This window comes from Arcobacter venerupis (assembly GCF_013201665.1).
Classification (GTDB): domain Bacteria; phylum Campylobacterota; class Campylobacteria; order Campylobacterales; family Arcobacteraceae; genus Aliarcobacter; species Aliarcobacter venerupis.
In genome coordinates this window covers 1,087,180-1,105,390 of record NZ_CP053840.1, presented here as the reverse complement: position 1 = coordinate 1,105,390, position 18,211 = coordinate 1,087,180, and the positions used below count along the sequence as shown (strand labels likewise).

Annotated in this window: 19 protein-coding genes; 7 read left to right on the top strand and 12 right to left on the bottom strand. The window is 27.5% G+C overall.

Translation table 11 applies throughout. From position 1 onward, the window contains the following. Positions 1-92: 92 nt before the first annotated feature. Both AVENP_RS05505 and AVENP_RS05500 read left to right on the top strand, forming a co-directional pair. On the top strand, positions 93-2,186 hold the full coding sequence (locus AVENP_RS05505) for a TonB-dependent siderophore receptor (protein WP_128358895.1): 2,094 nt from the start codon (positions 93-95) through the stop codon (positions 2,184-2,186). A 50-nt stretch (positions 2,187-2,236) separates the two neighbouring features. Then, complete coding sequence (locus AVENP_RS05500) at positions 2,237-2,662, top strand: NUDIX domain-containing protein (RefSeq protein ID WP_275402694.1); 426 nt, start codon at positions 2,237-2,239, stop codon at positions 2,660-2,662. 24 nt (positions 2,663-2,686) lie between these two features. Here AVENP_RS05500 and AVENP_RS05495 read toward each other — a convergent pair whose 3' ends face one another. The 9 genes from AVENP_RS05495 to AVENP_RS05455 all read right to left on the bottom strand — a co-directional run bounded on the left by AVENP_RS05495 (position 2,687) and on the right by AVENP_RS05455 (position 11,295). Next, complete coding sequence (locus AVENP_RS05495) at positions 2,687-3,412, bottom strand: tetratricopeptide repeat protein (RefSeq protein WP_128358897.1); 726 nt, start codon at positions 3,410-3,412, stop codon at positions 2,687-2,689. Between the two features lie 80 nt (positions 3,413-3,492). Continuing rightward, positions 3,493-4,008 (bottom strand): ClbS/DfsB family four-helix bundle protein, encoded by a 516-nt coding sequence (locus AVENP_RS05490; protein ID WP_128358898.1) that lies wholly within the window; start codon positions 4,006-4,008, stop codon positions 3,493-3,495. A gap of 21 nt (positions 4,009-4,029) precedes the next feature. Next, complete coding sequence (locus tag AVENP_RS05485) at positions 4,030-4,428, bottom strand: DUF2721 domain-containing protein (protein ID WP_128358899.1); 399 nt, start codon at positions 4,426-4,428, stop codon at positions 4,030-4,032. Between the two features lie 111 nt (positions 4,429-4,539). After that, complete coding sequence (locus AVENP_RS05480; RefSeq protein ID WP_128358900.1) at positions 4,540-5,208, bottom strand: phosphate signaling complex PhoU family protein; 669 nt, start codon at positions 5,206-5,208, stop codon at positions 4,540-4,542. Further along, a complete protein-coding gene (pstB, locus tag AVENP_RS05475; protein WP_128358901.1) occupies positions 5,205-5,987 on the bottom strand; it encodes a phosphate ABC transporter ATP-binding protein PstB in 783 nt (260 codons plus the stop codon). Before pstB ends, AVENP_RS05480 begins: the two co-directional genes overlap by 4 nt. A gap of 5 nt (positions 5,988-5,992) precedes the next feature. Continuing rightward, positions 5,993-6,796 carry a phosphate ABC transporter permease PstA gene (gene pstA / locus AVENP_RS05470; protein WP_128358902.1) on the bottom strand — a complete coding sequence of 268 codons (804 nt, stop codon included), beginning with the start codon at positions 6,794-6,796 and terminating at the stop codon, positions 5,993-5,995. After that, a complete protein-coding gene (pstC, locus tag AVENP_RS05465; protein ID WP_128358903.1) occupies positions 6,796-7,740 on the bottom strand; it encodes a phosphate ABC transporter permease subunit PstC in 945 nt (314 codons plus the stop codon). The genes pstA and pstC overlap by 1 nt, the downstream gene beginning before the upstream one ends. Positions 7,741-7,858: 118 nt before the next feature. After that, the gene (gene pstS, locus AVENP_RS05460) at positions 7,859-8,866 is read right to left on the bottom strand and encodes a phosphate ABC transporter substrate-binding protein PstS (protein WP_128358904.1); all 1,008 of its coding nucleotides are present in this window, start codon (positions 8,864-8,866) and stop codon (positions 7,859-7,861) included. Between the two features lie 128 nt (positions 8,867-8,994). Then, the gene (locus AVENP_RS05455; protein ID WP_128358905.1) at positions 8,995-11,295 is read right to left on the bottom strand and encodes a response regulator; all 2,301 of its coding nucleotides are present in this window, start codon (positions 11,293-11,295) and stop codon (positions 8,995-8,997) included. A gap of 75 nt (positions 11,296-11,370) precedes the next feature. Between AVENP_RS05455 and AVENP_RS05450 the strand changes: the two genes are divergently transcribed. From AVENP_RS05450 to AVENP_RS05430, 5 genes are all read left to right on the top strand, one after another. Next, a complete protein-coding gene (locus AVENP_RS05450) occupies positions 11,371-12,435 on the top strand; it encodes a hybrid sensor histidine kinase/response regulator (RefSeq protein ID WP_128358906.1) in 1,065 nt (354 codons plus the stop codon). Beyond that, on the top strand, positions 12,432-13,094 hold the full coding sequence (locus AVENP_RS05445) for a response regulator transcription factor (RefSeq protein WP_128358907.1): 663 nt from the start codon (positions 12,432-12,434) through the stop codon (positions 13,092-13,094). Before AVENP_RS05450 ends, AVENP_RS05445 begins: the two co-directional genes overlap by 4 nt. A gap of 109 nt (positions 13,095-13,203) precedes the next feature. Beyond that, positions 13,204-13,962: a flagellar motor stator protein MotA gene (gene motA, locus AVENP_RS05440; RefSeq protein ID WP_128358908.1), complete on the top strand. Its 759-nt coding sequence runs from the start codon at positions 13,204-13,206 to the stop codon at positions 13,960-13,962. A gap of 3 nt (positions 13,963-13,965) precedes the next feature. After that, complete coding sequence (gene motB, locus AVENP_RS05435) at positions 13,966-14,712, top strand: flagellar motor protein MotB (RefSeq protein WP_128358909.1); 747 nt, start codon at positions 13,966-13,968, stop codon at positions 14,710-14,712. Beyond that, entirely contained in the window at positions 14,702-15,103 is a 402-nt protein-coding gene (locus tag AVENP_RS05430; protein ID WP_128358910.1) for a hypothetical protein, read from the top strand. The genes motB and AVENP_RS05430 overlap by 11 nt, the downstream gene beginning before the upstream one ends. A gap of 4 nt (positions 15,104-15,107) precedes the next feature. On the opposite strand, the gene AVENP_RS05425 is transcribed toward AVENP_RS05430, so the two are convergent. From AVENP_RS05425 to AVENP_RS05415, 3 genes are all read right to left on the bottom strand, one after another. Further along, on the bottom strand, positions 15,108-15,365 hold the full coding sequence (locus AVENP_RS05425; RefSeq protein WP_128358911.1) for a hypothetical protein: 258 nt from the start codon (positions 15,363-15,365) through the stop codon (positions 15,108-15,110). 47 nt (positions 15,366-15,412) lie between these two features. Beyond that, positions 15,413-16,108 (bottom strand): SapC family protein, encoded by a 696-nt coding sequence (locus AVENP_RS05420; RefSeq protein WP_128358912.1) that lies wholly within the window; start codon positions 16,106-16,108, stop codon positions 15,413-15,415. 83 nt (positions 16,109-16,191) lie between these two features. Further along, positions 16,192-18,204 carry a HAMP domain-containing methyl-accepting chemotaxis protein gene (locus AVENP_RS05415; protein ID WP_128358913.1) on the bottom strand — a complete coding sequence of 671 codons (2,013 nt, stop codon included), beginning with the start codon at positions 18,202-18,204 and terminating at the stop codon, positions 16,192-16,194. Between the last annotated feature and the right edge of the window lie 7 nt (positions 18,205-18,211).

Here is an 18,211-nt window from a genome sequence, read left to right as displayed (position 1 = left end):
TTAATTCTCAATAATTGTAATAAGAAGATAAATTAACAGCTAATTAACAATGTCATTATATTATTTTTTCTTTCATTTCAAGGAGACAATAAGTGATAGGAAAAAGAATTAATATTAGGCATTTAAGTCTAGCTACAATTTTAGTTTTAAGCACAAAACTATTTGCACAAGATGAAGTTATTTCATTAGATACTATTTCTGTAATAGAAAATAATTCAAATGTAACGCAAGGAACGGATTCTTATACTACTGATTATATGAATACTTCTACAAAATTAGACCTATCTATAAAAGATACACCACAAACAATTACTGTAATTACTTCAAAAGAGATAGAAGACAAAAATATCACAAGTTATAAAGATGTATTAAGTAATATTGCAGGTGTTACTTTAAATAATAGAGGAACAAATGTAGTTTCAGCGGCAAGGGGTTTTGACATTACTTATTACAAAGTTGATGGTTCACCCTCATATTCAACTACAAGTCAAAACGATTTTGATATGGCAATATATGATAGAGTTGAAGTTGTAAAAGGCGCAAATGGTTTAATGACAGGACAAGGTGACCCCTCATTAAGTATTAATTTTATAAGAAAACATGCAAACAGCAAAGAATTTCAAGGAAGCTTAACTTTAGATGCTGGTTCATGGGATTCATATTCTCAAACAATTGATATGTCAACTCCTTTAAGCCAAGATAAAAAAGTAAGAGGTCGGGTTGTATTAAAAAATGAAAACTCTAAAAAATTCTATGATAATTTTGATAAAGACAATACTCTTTTTTATGGAATTGTTGATGCTGATTTAAGTGATGAAACTTCTGTTTCTATAGGTACTTTTTATGATAACATGTATAGAGGTGGCGCTTGGTTTTGGGCATTACCTGCTTTTTATTCAGATGGAACAAGAACAGATTTTCCAAGGTCAACTTCACTTACAAAAGATTGGGCTTATTGGGATATGGAAACAAAAGAAGTTTTTGGAAATGTAAAACACTATATTTATGATGACATAACTTTTAATCTTTCAAGCTCTTTTAGAAGAATTTATGAAAGAACTCACACTTTAAGATTTACAGGTTCATTAAACAAAGTTAATGGTAGTGGAATGAATGTAAGTCAATATGCAGATCATGTTACATATGATGAGATGAATTTAGATTCTTATTTTGATGTTCCTTTTAATATTTTAAATCTTTCTCAAGAGATTATTGCAGGAGGTACATATAATAAATCAAAAGATTCAGACGAATATAAACAAGCTTTTGAGTCAGTATCGAACCTTTTTGATTACGATGGGAAAGCACTTCTTGAAAATACAGCTTATACCTCTGGTTACCCAGAAGAAACAGAACAAATAGGAATATATTTAGTTGGTAGATTTTCTTTAACTCAAAGACTTAATCTAATCACAGGAGCAAGGCTATCAACTTGGAAATATCATAGTGATGATATAAGTGAAGAAGATAGAGAGTTTAAAAATGAGTTAACTCCTTATGCTGGTTTAGTTTATGAATTAGATGATAATCACTCTTTATTTGTAAGTTATACTGATATTTTTAAAACACAAAGAGTAAAAGATATAAATGAAAAATATCTAGACCCAATCGTAGGTAAAAATTATGAAACTGGTATAAAAGGTGAATATTTTGATGGTAAATTAAATACATCTTTTTCATTATTTAAAATAATACAAGACAATGTTGCTCAAGTGATTGATGGAGTAACACTATCAGATGGAAGTAATGCATATGAAGCAAAAAAAGGTGTTGAAAGCAAAGGTTATGAAGTCTCTTTAGCTGGAGAACTAACAGATAAGTTAGATACAACTTTTTCATTAGCAAAATTTGAAGCAAAAGATGCAAAGGATGAAAAAGTAAATACTAAACAATCAAGAGCTACAGCAAATTTATTTACAAATTATAAATTAAATAAAGATTTAGATGTAGGAGCTGGATTAAAATATTACAGCAAATATTATACAGGAACAGGAACTTCATATATAGAACAAAAAGCCTATTTTTTAACAAATGCTATGATGAAATACAAACTAAATAAAAGTACATCTGTTCAATTAAATGTTAATAACTTATTGGATAAAAAATATTATGAAGGTATAGGTAATTATTGGATGGTTTATGGTGAACCTAGAAATTTTAATGTTTCAGTTAAGTATAGTTTTTAATTATTATTGATTTATAGTTTTGATATACTTAACAACATAATGAAACTAATATGAAAGAAAAACAAATGATAAAAACACCCTTTTTAGCAGTTGATGGAATAATAAAACTATATGATGAAAAAGAAAATTTTAGAGGTATTGTTTTAATTGAACGATTAAACAGACCTCTTGGTATGGCAATTCCTGGAGGATTTGTGGATATTGGTGAAACTGTTGAAAATGCAGTTGTACGAGAGATGAAAGAAGAGACTTCATTGGATGTTACAATTGAAAAACTTCTTGGAGTTTATTCAGACCCCGCAAGAGATGAGAGATTTCATACAGCATCTATTGTTTATGTTTGTAAAGCCTATGGAGAACCTCTTGCTCAAGATGATGCAAAAGAGGTTTATGTATATAAAAAAGATGAAATTCCACTTGAAAAGTTGGTTTTTGACCATAAAAAAATCATTTTGGATTTTTTGGAAACTCTATAAAACTATTATGACTTTTAAACTATTCTATTTATTTATCATAGAATAGTTTTTACATCCTTTTGCATTTCCATCATCACAAGATTGTTTAAATAACTCTTTTGCTTTAGCAATATTTTGTGCAATTCCTTGTGCTTTTATATACATAAGTCCAAGATTATTACAGGCTGTGTCACTTTTTAAATCACAGGCTTTAGTATAAAAATCTTTTGCTTTTGCATAATCTCTTTTTACTCCTTCAGCTTTGCTGTACATAACTCCTAGATTATGACAAGCTGAAGCATCATTTGCATCACAAGCTTTTGTAAAATACTCTTTTGCTTTTAGATAATCTTTTTTTACAACTTCTCCACTATAATAAACAAAACCAACATTGTAACATCCAAAAGAATCGCCAGCATCACAAGCTTTTGTATATAAATCTTTTGCTTTTAAAGAGTCTTTTTTTACTCCTTTTCCACCATCATACATAAGCCCTAAATTATAACAACTAAAAGCATGTCCAGAATCACAAGCTTTTGTATATAATTTTTGCACTTTTGAGTAATCTTGTTTTACTTTTTTTCCATCGTAATACATAACAGCCAGATTATAACAAGCCCTTGAATCACTGCTTTTACAAGCTTTCTGAAATAAGCTAATTGCTTTTTTTATTTCACCTTTTTCTTGTAATATTATTGCTGAATCAAAATCACTTGCATTTAAATTTATACTTAAAATAGATATTAAAATTGAAAATATAATTCTTTTCATTTCATCTTCCTTTTAAAATTTATTTATTATACAAAATAAATATTAATATCTTTAGAAGTCAGAAATAAAAAAATGATTTATTATGATTTAGTATTTTGAGCTTTTTTCCACTTACGAATTCTATTTTTCCCATTTAAGTAAGCAGATGAAGTATTAAATTGAATCATTCTTCCAAGTGTCCATTTTTCATACCAAGTTACATCATAAAGTTCTTTATTAGATTTATTTTCAATCAATAATAAAATAGTTTCAACTGTTTTATCTAATTTTATAATCAAAGAATTAAAATCATCATTTTTAAAGTCTTCGTAAAATTTTTGGGCAAGTTTTCCTAATTCATTCCATTTATATCCAGTTTCTGGAAAATCAACCGCTTCATTATTGTCTTTTTTTTCATTCCATTTTATTACTAATTCACCCCAACCAACTAGATAAGAAATTAAATTGTTTATACTCATTAAAGTTCCTTTTGAATGCCCCTCTAATTCATTGATAGATGTTTTTTCAAAAGCTATAGTCAAAAGTTCCTTTTTCAATTTAGTATAATTACTTATAATTGCTTCTTGTAATTCTTCTTTATTTATTGGTACTGCCATTATTTACTCTTTTATTAAAACTTATTTACACTTCTCAACTAAATCTTTTAATTCCAAATTTAAAGCATTTGAAGAGATATAAACTTCCCACAATGAGATACATAATGATAAACACATGGTAATCAAACTTAATCCAAATACTTGTTTACCAACAATATAAAAACCTAAAAATAAAGCGAACATTGAAACTGTACACATAAGCATTGAAACAACTCCAAAAAATTGCATCCATTTTGTAAGTTCAAGTCTTTTTTTTAAATTATCAATTTGCCCTACAAGTTCTTGTCCACCATGTGTTCTTGCTTGATGACTGATTGAGCGAATAAGTTGTCCCGTTGTTAAAAAACGGTTTGTATATGCCAAAAGAAGTAACGAAATTGCGGGGAATAATAAAGCAGGTGTTGATATTTCTATTTCCATAAAAAGCCTTTAAATTTTTTTGTATTATAACAAAAGAAAAAGAAATAAAATTGAAGAAAAAAAAGCAAAAAGTTAAATTTTATTTATAAAATCTAACTCTTTAAAAAAACGCTATTCAGCAGCACCTAACTCGCCACCAATTCTTGCAAAAAGAAGTAAACTTCCAACATCTAAAGCACGGTCAGCTATTTTTTCACTTTTTCTTAAAGCTCTTAAGATTTTTGTGAATTTACCAAAATCTTCTATATTTGGAGCTTTTTTATAAATATTATCTTGTAATAATTCATAATATTCATCAGTTTTGTTTTCTGAAACAATGATATTGTTAAAAGACTCTTGTGTTTCTTCATTTGAAGTTGCTTTTATCATTTTTACAACAGCAGTTAAACAATCAATAGTTGATTTTTGCATAGGAACAGCAAACTCTTTTACTGTTGTTTCATCTAATTCCGTACAATAATTGCTAAGTCCTGAAATAAAAGTTCTTGTATTTGAAGATGCTCTTAAAAGTTCATTTGAAATTTTAAAAAATGAAACTGCAAATCTTAAATCTTTTGCTTCTGGTGAATAAAGAGCTAATATTTTAACTATTGAATTATCTATTTCAGTAGTTCTTGTACTCATATTTTTTAGATTGCTTTTTGCATTATCTAATAACCCTTTATTACACTCTTGTAAACCTGTAAGTATAATTTTGTTTGCGTCTAAGATGTCTTGTGTTATTGATAACATCTTATCATTGATTTCGTCTAGTTTGTCGCTATAATCTTTTAACATCACCCAAATCTCCCTGTAATATAATCTTCTGTTTTCTTTTGCTCAGGGTTTATGAAAATTTTATCTGTTTCATTAAATTCTATTAAATCCCCAAGATACATAAAGGCAGTATAATTACTTATACGACTTGCTTGTTGCATATTGTGTGTAACAATAGCAATACTTACATCTTTTTTTAACTCTACAATTAACTCTTCAATAGCAGCTGTTGAAATTGGATCAAGAGCAGATGTTGGTTCATCAAAAAGTAAAAGTTCAGGTTTTAATGCAACTGCTCTTGCAATACATAGACGTTGTTGTTGCCCTCCACTTAAACCCATAGCACTTTTATTCATACGGTCTTTTACTTCACCAAATAAAGCACTTCCTTTTAAAGCCATCTCAACTCTACCAGCTAATTCACCTTTGTTTTTAATTCCAGATATTTTTAAACCGTAAGCAACATTATCAAATATACTCATTGGAAATGGTGTTGGTTTTTGAAATATCATACCAACTCTTTGTCTTAATTGAATAAACTCATTCTCTTTCTTAATATCAAGAATATTTTCCATCTCATTTTTTTCTTCATTTAGAAGCATAACTTTTCCCTCGTATTTATTACCAGGGTATAAATCATGGATTCTGTTTAAAGATCTAAGAAGTGTTGATTTACCACATCCACTAGGTCCGATTAAAGCTGTTATAGTATTTCTTTTAATTTTTAAGTTAATATTATTTAATGATCTAGTTTGTGCTGAGGCATAAGTAAAACTAAAATCTTCTATAGTCATTATTGGCATTATTATTATCCTTTGTGTCTTGTAGTGTATCTTCCAATTAGGTTTATAAATAAAACCAAAATTGTAAGTATAAATGATGCTGCCCATGCTAAATCTCTACTTGCTTCAGTAGGGTCATTTGCAAGGTTATAAATACTTACCGTTAAAGATGGGTAAGCTTCTGTTAAATCTAAACTAAAAAAGTTACTTGTTTCACTTGTAAAAAGTAAAGGTGCAGTTTCACCAATAATTCTTGCAAATGATAGAAGTAAACCTGTCATTATCCCAACTTTTGCAGCTTTGATAATAATATCTAAGATAACTCGGTACTTACTTGCACCCAATGCCATTCCTGCTTCTCTTAACTCTCGTGGAACCAGTGATAACATATTATCAGTTGTGTTAATTACAATTGGAATCATCATAACTGCAAGTGCAATACTTCCTGCAAAGCCACTTGTTCCTCCTGTTGGAACAACAACAACTGCATAAACGAATGCCCCAATTACAATTGATGGAGCACTCATCATAATATCACTTAAGTCTCTTATTAATCTAACAAACTTACCATTTCCATACTCTTGAAGATAAATTCCAGCTAACATACCAATTGGAATACCAATACAAGAAGCAATTCCTGCAATTATAAACTGTCCAATAATTAGATTTCTAAGCCCACCATCAATTAAATCTGTAAAAAACAGTGAAAGATGAAAAGACGAAAGTCCTTTTGCCATTAATGTTATTAATATCCAAGCTAAAAATGCTAAACCAACTAAAGCTGAAAGAGTTGATAATATTAATATAATTTTATTTGTAAGTAATCTCATTAATTAGCCTTTCTTAAAAAATAAAATTTAGCAATAGATATAACGATAAAGCTAATTATGAATAATAAAAATGCCAAATAAAACAGTGACGATAAAGTAAGACCTGAGGCTTCACCAAAGTTATTTGCCATAGCAACTGGAATTGACACAGTTGGGTCATTTAATTTTTGAGGTAAAACAAATATTGAACCTATTAAAAAAGCAACTGCCATTGTTTCACCTAAAGCTCGACCAAGGGCAAGGATAATTGAACCTATAATTCCTTTTTTTGAATAAGGAAAAATAATATCTTTTATAACTTCAAATTTTGTAGCACCTAAAGCATAAGCTGACTCTTTTAATACATAAGGAGTTGTTCTCATACTATCTCTTGTAATTGCTGCCATAAATGGAAGAATCATAACTCCAAGAACAAGTCCAGCAGTTAATAAAGAAACTTGATAACCACCAACTATATCTTGAACTATAGGAGCAAAATAAAATAAACCCCACATACCAAAAATAATACTTGGAATTGCAGCTAGAAGTTCTATAGCAATTCCAACTACATTTGAAATATTTTTAGGAGCGATTTCTGCTAAAAATACAGCTATTCCCATGGCAATAGGTAAAGCAAAAACCATAGCAATCAGCGTTGAAAGTAAAGTACCAACAATTGGTACTAACCCACCATATATTGTTCTAGTGATTGTGTCATCATAGCCCATAAGTAATTCATCATATACTTCAGGTTTTTCTTCTACTACTTTTTTTTCAGTAGGAGTAGCTGAAGGATTCTTCTCAATAGGAACATCTTTTCCCCAAGCAGATTCAGTTATGAATCCTAAACCAAACTCTTCAATAGCTGGTTTAGCAGAATTAAATAGACTAATAAATATAGCCACAAGTACAATTAGAACAAAACTTGCACTAATCAAAGAGAGATTTTTAAAGATTTTTTCCATTAAGATACCAATTCTTTATAAATTTTAAAAAATGCATAAAATACACTTTTAAAAACTTATTTCTAAAATAAAAACAGCTTGAAATTATTTCAAGCTGTTTTCTCATATCAAAAAGATATTATTTAATACCGTTTGCAGTCCAGTATCCATTAATTTTAGTAGTTAATGCTTCAGGAAGTGGAACAAAACCTAACTCACTTGCAAGTTCTTGACCATTTTTAAATGACCAATCATAAAATGCAGTGATTTTTTTGTTCATTTCAACATTTTCTTTTGGTAATAAAATAAATGTTGCAGCAACGATTGGATATGCATCTTTACCTGATGGGTCAGAAATTACAGAAAAGAAATCTTTTTTAGGATCAAGATCAGCATTAGCAGCAGCAGCTTGGAAAGCTTTTAATTCAGGTTTAATAAATGAACCATCTTTATTTTCAACAACAGCCATTTGAAGTTTATTGTTTGTAGCATCTGCGTAATCTACATAACCAATAGAGTAAGGAGTTTGTTTAATAAGTGTAGCTACACCTGTATTTCCTTTTCCACCAATATGATGATCACCTGGCCAGTTAAGATCTTTTTGAACACCAAAAGTATCTTTCCACTCAGTTGAAATTTTACTTAAAAAGTATGTAAAGTTAAAAGTTGTTCCTGAACCATCAGCTCTGTGAACAAAAGTGATTTTTTCATGAGGAAGTTTTACATTTTTATTAGCAGATGCAATAACATCATTATCCCAATATTCAATTTTACCAAGTGCAATACCAGCAATTGCAGCTCTACTTAAATTTAATTTTGGAGTATCTGGCATGTTATAACTCATTGTAATAGCACCTACAACACCAGGGAATTGGTATAATTTATTTTCAGCTAATTTAGTAGGGTTTAAAGGTTCATCTGAACCTGCAAAATCAACAGTTCTTGCAACTGCATCTTTGATACCAGCAGAACTTCCTTTTGAAATATAATCAATTTCAATTCCAGTTGCTTTATGATAAGCACCAATCCATCCTTGATAAACGCTATATGGGAAAGATGCCCCACTACCTTTGAAGTCTGCAGCAGATACAGAACTTGTAGTTAACATAAATGCAGCTAATGGTGCTAATAACGCGAATTTTTTCATTTGCTATAACCTTTTTTTTAATTTGTATGGTGTAATTCTAAACCTATTTGATTACAAGTTGATTACATTTTAAATACTTAAGTAATAAAAAAATGAAAATATTTATTTAAAGGAAGAGGCTGTAGTGTTTAAAAAATTTTATTTAAATCTATCAATTCTTGATATTTAAACTCCTTAATTAGATGTTTTATATGGTTTTCTAAATCATTTGATAAATTGAATTCTTTTAATAAAAATATTATCTTTTCATTGTTCATTAATAAAGCTTGTTTATTTAATTTCTCAAAAAACTCTTTTGGAAGATTTTGTAATTCTATTTTAAAATCATTTATCTGTTTGTCTTGTTCTATTTCATATTCAAGTTCGATTTGCAAATATTTTTCTAAAACTATCAAAATATCTTTTTCTTCAACTGGTTTTGGTAAAAAATCATTTGCACCAGCATTTAAAGCTTGTTTTTTATCCTCTTCAAAAACATTTGCTGTAAGTGCGATGATTGGAATATTTGAATTTTTCTCTTTTTTTCTGATAATTTGTATAGTTTGTAAACCATCTAAATCTTCCATTAAAATATCCATAAAAATCAAATCTATTTTTTCATTTTGATTATCAAAAAGTTCTAAAGCTTCATTTCCACTTATTGCTTCTAAAGTTTTAAATCCATAAGAAGATAAAATTTGCACTATTAAATCTCTATTCTCTTTAATATCATCAACAACTAAAATTGTTTTATCATTTTGTTGATTTTTCACTCCTATTATCTCTTTTATTTGTGTTTTGATATTTATTTCATCAATATTTGCTTTTTTGAAATTTATACTAAAATAGAATTCACTTCCAATTTGTAGTTTACTTTTTACATAAATTGTTCCACCCATAAGTGTAATTAACTCTTTTGTAATTGCTAAACCCAAACCTGTTCCTTGTTGGGTGTAATTATCCAGTTTTACTTGTTCAAAGGGCTTAAAAATTTTCTCTTGATTTTTTATATCAATTCCAATTCCTGTGTCTTTTACTTCAAAAAAAAGCATATTATTTAAAGTATAAATATTTAAATTGATTTCTCCCTCATTTGTGAATTTTAAAGAGTTCCCTAAAAGATTAATAAGAATTTGTCTCAGCCTTTGCTCATCTGCTTTTATGAAATTTGGTAAATCATTTGATAAATTTATATTAAATTTTAAATTTTTCCCTTCACATCTAAAAGCAAAAATATCTTCTATTTCTTTTATTAATTCAAAGAAATCAAAGTTTTTTGGGTAAATTTCTATTTTTCCAGCTTCTATTTTTGATAACTCTAAAATTTCATTTATTATATTTAAAAGATGATCTGCACTTTTTTTAATGATGTTTAAATTGTCTTTTTCCAAAGGTGTGGCATTCATTGATTTTTTTAAGATATTTGTAAAACCTAAAATCGCATTTAGTGGAGTCCTTAATTCATGGCTCATTCGTGCTAAAAAAATAGATTTAGCTTGATTTGCACTTTTTGCATCTTCCATAGCTTGTTTTAATTGATATTCTCCAGTTACGAGTTTTTGAGTATTTTCTTTAAAAATCTCAACTGCTCCTATCATGTCCCCTACTTCATCATCAAATTTATTTTTTTCAATTTCAACACTCATATCATTTCGTGAAAGTTTTAACATCACTCTTCTTAATAAATCTATTGGATAAACAATTCTAAAAAGAATAATAAAAAAAGACATTAAAAATAAAATAATAGAGATTAAAACTATCACATTTACTGAAAACTCCACTTCTTTTAGACTCTGTTTTGTTTCAATAATTTTTTGTTTTGTTCTATTTTCAAAAGCTTTATAAAATCTATCAAGGGGTTCCATAATTCTTATTTTTGCAAGATGATAAACATCTGAGTGCATAAGTTCTCTTGCAAGGACAAAGTCTGGTTCGCCTTTAATTGTGTAGTTTCCATCTTTATCTAGAAATTTACCTTTTATTGCATTTATAGCTTTATGTTCAAGATTTGTTAATTCATCCGATTCATTTTGAGAAGTAAAAAGTAGATTTAACTCTGATTCGGGGAAATTTGCTTGAATCATTAGTTCTCGAAGAGGTATTTTTTCTCCATCAAGTAGTGGTTTATTATTATTTAAAGTATAAAAATCCCAAAAAATCCCATTATATCTTTTAGGTCTTGGTAACTCTCCATTTCTTATACCTAAAACAGTTTTGTACTGTTCTTCAAACATAGGATTACCAGTTATTACATAAGTTCGTGCCATTCTTGTTAAGTCATCACTACTTTGTCTTAACTCATCTGCGAGAATTAGTGATTTATACTGCATTTTATAAGCATCTTCAAGTTTTATTGTTGCTTTTTGATATTTATTTATTACAAATGCAACACTAATAAATGAAAATGTATTTAAAATAAACAATAACATGAAAAGGCTTTTTAATTTCAAGGAAAATCCTAAATCTCTTTTTATCTGTTTTTACCTATAATCTTAACAAACTACAATAGACAAAAGAATGACTACATGGATAAAAAATATACAATATTAATAATAGATGACAAAAGTGAGAATCTTCACTACTTAAATACTCTATTAAATGAAAAAGAAGAGTATCAAGTAAGAGCTACAACAGATTCAAATTTTGCAATAAATTCATCAAAGCTAAATCCACCAAACTTAATACTTTTGGATATAAAAATGCCAAATCTTGATGGTTTTGAGGTTTGCAAACTTTTAAAAAAAGAAGAGAATTTAAAAGATATTCCTATTATTTTTATTAGTGCTTTGGATGATGTACAAAGTAAAGTAAAAGCCTTTGAAGAAGGAGGAGTTGATTATATTACTAAACCCTTTGAAAAAGAGGAAGTTCTTGCACGAATCAAAACTCAATTAAATATCTTTGAGAGTAAAAAAACCATTTCAAATCTTTTGGAACAACAAGACTTTTTTCTAAAAAAAATCATACATGAAATGAATACACCACTTAGTATCATAAGTTTAAATATTGATAATTTAGAATCAAATTTGGGATATAAAGAGGAGTTTGAAACTATAAAAGCTTCAAGTAAATCTCTATCATCAATTTACAATGATTTATATTATTTAAGTAAAAAAGAGAAAAGAGTTTCGCAAATGTCACATATTAATTTGATGAGATTTTTATCTTCAAGATTAGCTTTTTTTGATGAAATGGCAAATGTGAAGAATATTGATATGAGTTTAGATATTCATGAAGAGTTTGATATTTTTATGGATTCTTATGAGTTAGAAAGAGTTATTGATAACACCCTTTCAAATGCAATAAAATATTCCTTTGAAGACTCAAATATAGATATTATTTTAGAGAAAAAAGAAGATTTTTATAAACTTGAAATAAAAAATGAAGGAATACAAATCGCTGATACAAAAGTAATTTTTAATGCCTATTATCAACAAAAAGATAAAAATGTAGGTTTTGGATTAGGATTAAATATAGTAAAAGAGATTTGTGATAAATATGAAATAGAAATCATTGTAAGCTCAATAAACAATCAAACATCATTTACCTATATTTTTCCAGAAAATCTAATTTACAAGGGAAACAGATGAAAATATTTTTACTTGAAGATGATTTTGCTTTAAATAAAATCATAAAAATCTCTTTACAAAATAGAGGTTTTTTTGTGGATAGTTTCACCGATGGCTATAAAGCTGTTGATGGAATATTAAATAGCAAACATGACTTGTATATTCTGGATTTAAATGTCTTAGGATTTGATGGACACAAGGTTTTAGAGTTCATCAGAAAAGATGATTTAAATGTTCCTATTATAATGATTAGTGCTGAAATTGATATAGAAAATATCAAAAAATCTTACACTTTAGGATGTAATGATTACATAAAAAAACCCTTTGATTTTGAGGAGTTATTTTTGAGAATTCAGTACCATTTAAGTCATATACAAAAAGATGAAAATAGTGATTTTTTGATAGATTTAGGTTATGACTTTTCATTTAATTTGCTTGAACAAACTTTACATAAATCAAACAATGAAATAGAACTAACAAGTAAAGAAAAACTACTTTTAAGCCTACTTGTAAAAAATATAAATAACACAGTTACAAATGAGATGATTCACGAATATGTTTGGGATAGTAAAGAAATGGAAGCAGTTAGCATGAGAACGATAGTTCATAAACTAAAGAAAAAACTAAAAAATGGAATGATTATAAACCTAAGAGCAGTGGGTTATAAACTGATTAAATAAAAAAATAATAAAGTATATCCAAGTAAAAAAAATTATTTAAGCAACTATTTAGTAGATAAGATATATAAATAAACATATATTTTGTAAATTTCCCACCTAAGGCTTTTAAATGGATTTAACCGTAATTATTGGTATGCTAGGAGCAATAGCATCAATTTCAATTGGTGATTTAATGGAAGGTGGAAACCCTATCCATATTATTCACTTAACATCGATAATTATTGTTATACCAACTGCAATGTTTGCAGCTGCAACTGCTACGGATTCGCATGCACTTTCTGCTGCTTTTAAAGAATTAAAAATTGTTTTTAAAAAATCTCCTATTAATTTTGAAGATAGAATAGATGAACTTGTTAATTATGCAATTACAGTTAAAAAACATGGTGTTTTAGCATTAGAAAAAGATCTTCAAACAATAGAAGATGAATTTTTAAAAGAAGCATTAAGTATGGTTGTTGATGGTTCAAAAGAGGAACAAATAGAAGAATCTTTAGATGCAATTATTGAAGAGACAGAACATTATTATCACAGTGCTTCACATTATTGGTTATTAGCAGGAGAAACTTGTCCTGTTATGGGATTAGTGGGGGCAGTACTTGGATTAATTCTTGCTTTACAAAAACTTGATAATCCAGCTGAAATGGCAGCTGGAATCGCAGGAGCATTTACAGCAACAGTAACTGGAATTTCAGGAGCATATTTATTTTTAGGACCTTGGGGAAATAAAATGAAAGCAAAAGCTCACATTTTAATAAAAGAAAAACTAATTATATTAGCTGCTACAAAAGGTATTGCAAGAGGTGATGCACCAGGAGAGTTAAAATTAAAATTAACTAAAATGATAACTTCAATGCCTACAAAAGCTTAATAGATGGCAAGAAAACGTTCAAAATGTGAATGTCCAGCTGGGGAAAAATGGGCAGTACCATATGCAGATTTTCTTAGTTTATTATTAGCTTTATTTATTGCACTTTATGCTTTAGCTTCTGTAAATATAGAAAAACAAAAAGCACTAAAAGAAGAATTTATGAAAATCTATGGTTTTAATCCAGCTTCTGATACCATGAAAGAGCAAGAACAAACTGAAAAATCAATGACTGATAAACAAACTGATGCAGATGTAGAATCTAAAAAAGCCTCAGATGCAAACCTACTTGCATCTTTAGATAGTTTAGAAAATAAAAATGCTCAAAGTGGATCTTTAATAGAAAAACAATCAGGAACAACTATTTCACTTCCTCCTAAATTAGTATTTGAAAATGGGAGAGCAGAACTTACAAATCAATATGCACCAGAATTCCTAACTAGATTAGCAAAAATTATCTCTTCTATGCCAAAAGATACACAAATCAATGTAAAAGGTTTTGCAGATGAAGATGAAACTAAAGGAACTAAATATCGAGATGCTTTAGAATTATCAACACAAAGAGCAAATAATGTTGTTAGAGAATTAATTAAATATAACATAGCAAAAGAAAGAATCTATTCAACAGGATATGGTTCTACAAAAGCATATCAAATGACAGAAAAAAGTGTTGTTGAGTTTGAATTTACAAGTCAAAATTTCATCCAACAAGACGAAGTAGAAGATGAACCAATATTTCAAAATGAAAAATAAGAAAAAAAGACTTTTATGGTCAATCTCAAATTGTTGTTTTAAAAAAGTTATTGATTTAGATATTATTGCAAAATATGGTTCTATAATAGCTATTTCAATTATTCTTTTATCTCAGATATTAAATATCTCAGAAAGTAATAATATTAGAATGTCTTTTTTCTCTATGTTTATAAATATCTTTTTTTTATTAGTAGTTCTTAATAAAGTAGAGATATTAAAACTTACTATTTTTGAAGAACAAATGAATAGCATACTTAAATTTATAATTTTTGTTTTTGTATTAAATTTCTTTGCTTATTTAATTTCAGAAGTGCCAATTCATAACTATTTTTTTGCACCTGTGAGTTTTTTGGGTGCTTATTTTATTTTTGTTTTATTAAAAACTAAATAAAAATTTAGCCGCCTAATTTTTTACCTATTTCTTTTAATGCTTTTATTCTTTCTTCTCTTTTTTCTAAAGAATCATTTATCTTTTTGATTTTTTCATCGCTAAGTTCTTCTGATGATTTCTTATAATTCTTAAGAGAATTATCATTTTTAAAATCATCAAAGTTAAAATTTATAATATTAGCAAAAAATAAAGTCATTAAAATCAAGATTAAAATAATTAGGAATATCAACAATTTTATCAAAATATTGAAATAACTATTCATTTAATTTACCTTGAAATTAACTATTAAAAAACATACTTTTTAATTCTTTATTTAATACTTCCTAATTTATGAATATTTGAAAGCGAAATTAAATGAGCTGTGATTAAAGCGTAAGCATTTTTTGCACAGATATCATCTTTTTTCTTTTTGCTTAAATGTTTTAATTTTTCTTCATTTACAACAAAAAATCCATTTAAACTAAATTTCTCATTTTTACTATTAACAACATTTGCAACTTTTTCTTCTAATAATTCCCATTCATCTAACTGTTTTATAAATTCAGATGTAGATAAAGAATCTGCATAATATTGATTTAAAAACTTTAAAACATTATTTAAAAATTCACTATTATTACCATTTTCATCAAATAATTTTTTTGAAGACTCTTTTTCATTCAAAAATGAACTTTCAACTGTTAAAAGTAACTCTTTTGTCGACTCTTTATTTGATAAAATAAAAGGATAACTTCTAATAAATGCAGGAATATAATGCAACTCTTTCCAAGCACCATTTTCATCTACAAATAGATTTTCATTCTCTTTGTAACCTAAAAGAACCGAAGAAAACCATTTACCATCTTTATCTTTTGCAAAAAATATAGGATAATTTTTGCAAGCTTCAAAAAACTCTGATAATGCAAGAGGTGCATTTATTAGTTCTTTTGAATAAAGAAAATCTGTAACTTCACTTACTCCTTTATTCTTATGTTCAATTTTATTTAATATTTCTAATTTTTTGTGCACATTTTACCTTTTTTTATTTTGATTTTATTTTATCAAATTATTATAAAAATAATTAAAAGTATTTGTATAAATTTAGGGAGAGCTTAAAAGCTTTCCCATTCATTGTCATTTGAAGTTTGAGGTTTTATCTCTTGTTTTTTTGTTGCAGTTTTTGTACTTGTTACTGTTTTTTCTCTTTTAATCTCTTGTTTTATCTCTCTTTGATGGTTATTTGTTTTTACATTTTTCGCTTTTACTTCATTTTTTCCTGCAAACTCTTTTGAATTTGCATCACTTACTATTAGTTTTGCTATTTCATCTGTTAACACTGCTACATCATGTGTTTGTGATGCAACTGCTGCATTTTGTTGTGTTTGTTGATCTAGCTGATTTACTGCATCATTTATTTGTTCTATTCCTGTTAATTGCTCTTTACTTGACATCTCAATATCTTGGATTAGGTTTATTGTTTGTTGAATATTTTGATTTAACTCTTTATATCCACTTATCATATTATTAGCTATATCTTTCCCTTGATTCGCTTTTTTTGTTGCATTTTCTACTATTGCTTTTATCTCTTTTGCGGCTTCTGCTGACCTTGAAGCTAGATTTCGCACTTCTGCTGCAACTACGGCAAAGCCTTTTCCAGCTTCTCCTGCTGTTGCTGCTTCTACAGCAGCATTTAATGAAAGAATATTTGTTTGAAAAGCAATTTGGTCAATTACTGTTATTGATTCATTTATTAGATTAACTTGTGTATTTATCTCATCCATAGATTGAGTTGTTTGATTTGCTAATCTCTCACCCTCTGAGGCTGAAGCTGTTACTCCATTTGAAAAAGTTGCCATTTTTGCTATATTTTGTGTGTTATTTCTAATATTTGATGTTATCTCTTCAATTGCCGCTGCTGTCTCTTCTAACGATGCTGCTGCTTCATTTGAACTAACATTTAGTTTATCCACATTTTTCAATAAGATATTTGAACTTTCATCTAATGTTAAACCATTTGTTTTATTCTCTATTAGCATTCCAGTAATAGAATCACCTAAAGTATTTACACCATTTGCTAATTTTAAAAGTTGTTCTGTTAAATCTTTTTTATCAATTTTATTTAGATATTTATAATTACTATATTGTTCTAATATAGTAAGAACATTATCAATATTTATTTCTAAATTTGAAGCCATTTTATTTAATACATTTTTTAACTGCATTAAAGCTGGGTTCGAAACATTTATATTTAGTCTTTGACCTAAATCTCCTTTTTCAAACTCTCCTAAAACAGTGATTGCTTCATCAATTAATTTTCTATCTTCTTCAATACCTTTTTCAGTTTTTTCTATATTTTCGTTTACAATTTTTGCCATAACTCCAAATTCATCTTTTGTATTTAGATTTATTAGCTTAACTGTTGTAGATTCTCTATTCAAATAGGCAAAAAAACTAATTAATCCATCTTGTACGTTTTTCAAAGAATTAACTATTGAATTGCTAATAAAATAAGCTATTAGAAGAGACAAGATAATACATATAATTATAATAGTAATAAGTAATATTTTTGCATTATTATATATTTCATCTCCATCTTTACTTGATTTTTCTCCACCATCAACATTGATTTTTACCAATTTTAGTAAAGTAGAAGAAAATTCATCAAATTCTTTTTTACTTTTATCAATAATTTTTTGTGCTTCTTCTGTTTTATTTTCCCTTGATATAGAAAGTAATTCTTTATGTATTTGCATATATATATCAAACTCTTTTGAAAAATTTTCATATAATGCTTTTTCTTCAGAAGTAGATATAAGTTTTTCATATACTTCTCGATTTTCTTTCATCGTAGCTAATACTTCATCCATATCTTTTTCAGCATTTTTCATACCTTCAGGAGTTTGTGCTAATATGTGACTATATTGAGCAATACGAAAATCTGAGGTATTTGTATTTATCTCTTCAATTACCTTTATACTTGGCATCCAATTTTGGGTTATAATTGTAGATTGTTCATTTACTGTCGACATCTTTTGTACAGAAACTATTCCAAGAAATATCACTAACACTACTAAAAATCCAAATCCTAATCCCAGTTTAGAACTCACTTTCATATTATTTATCATCCGTTCT

Bases quoted from the DNA above. Each gene is read 5' to 3' on its own strand.
- AVENP_RS05500 (WP_275402694.1), top strand. From the start codon at position 2,237: ATGAAAGAAAAACAAATGATAAAAACACCCTTTTTAGCAGTTGATGGA.
- AVENP_RS05495 (WP_128358897.1), bottom strand. From the start codon at position 3,412: ATGAAAAGAATTATATTTTCAATTTTAATATCTATTTTAAGTATAAAT.
- AVENP_RS05490 (WP_128358898.1), bottom strand. From the start codon at position 4,008: ATGGCAGTACCAATAAATAAAGAAGAATTACAAGAAGCAATTATAAGT.
- AVENP_RS05485 (WP_128358899.1), bottom strand. From the start codon at position 4,428: ATGGAAATAGAAATATCAACACCTGCTTTATTATTCCCCGCAATTTCG.
- pstB (WP_128358901.1), bottom strand. From the start codon at position 5,987: ATGCCAATAATGACTATAGAAGATTTTAGTTTTACTTATGCCTCAGCA.
- pstA (WP_128358902.1), bottom strand. From the start codon at position 6,796: ATGAGATTACTTACAAATAAAATTATATTAATATTATCAACTCTTTCA.
- pstC (WP_128358903.1), bottom strand. From the start codon at position 7,740: ATGGAAAAAATCTTTAAAAATCTCTCTTTGATTAGTGCAAGTTTTGTT.
- pstS (WP_128358904.1), bottom strand. From the start codon at position 8,866: ATGAAAAAATTCGCGTTATTAGCACCATTAGCTGCATTTATGTTAACT.
- AVENP_RS05450 (WP_128358906.1), top strand. From the start codon at position 11,371: ATGGATAAAAAATATACAATATTAATAATAGATGACAAAAGTGAGAAT.
- AVENP_RS05445 (WP_128358907.1), top strand. From the start codon at position 12,432: ATGAAAATATTTTTACTTGAAGATGATTTTGCTTTAAATAAAATCATA.
- motA (WP_128358908.1), top strand. From the start codon at position 13,204: ATGGATTTAACCGTAATTATTGGTATGCTAGGAGCAATAGCATCAATT.
- motB (WP_128358909.1), top strand. From the start codon at position 13,966: ATGGCAAGAAAACGTTCAAAATGTGAATGTCCAGCTGGGGAAAAATGG.
- AVENP_RS05430 (WP_128358910.1), top strand. From the start codon at position 14,702: ATGAAAAATAAGAAAAAAAGACTTTTATGGTCAATCTCAAATTGTTGT.
- AVENP_RS05425 (WP_128358911.1), bottom strand. From the start codon at position 15,365: ATGAATAGTTATTTCAATATTTTGATAAAATTGTTGATATTCCTAATT.
- AVENP_RS05415 (WP_128358913.1), bottom strand. From the start codon at position 18,204: ATGATAAATAATATGAAAGTGAGTTCTAAACTGGGATTAGGATTTGGA.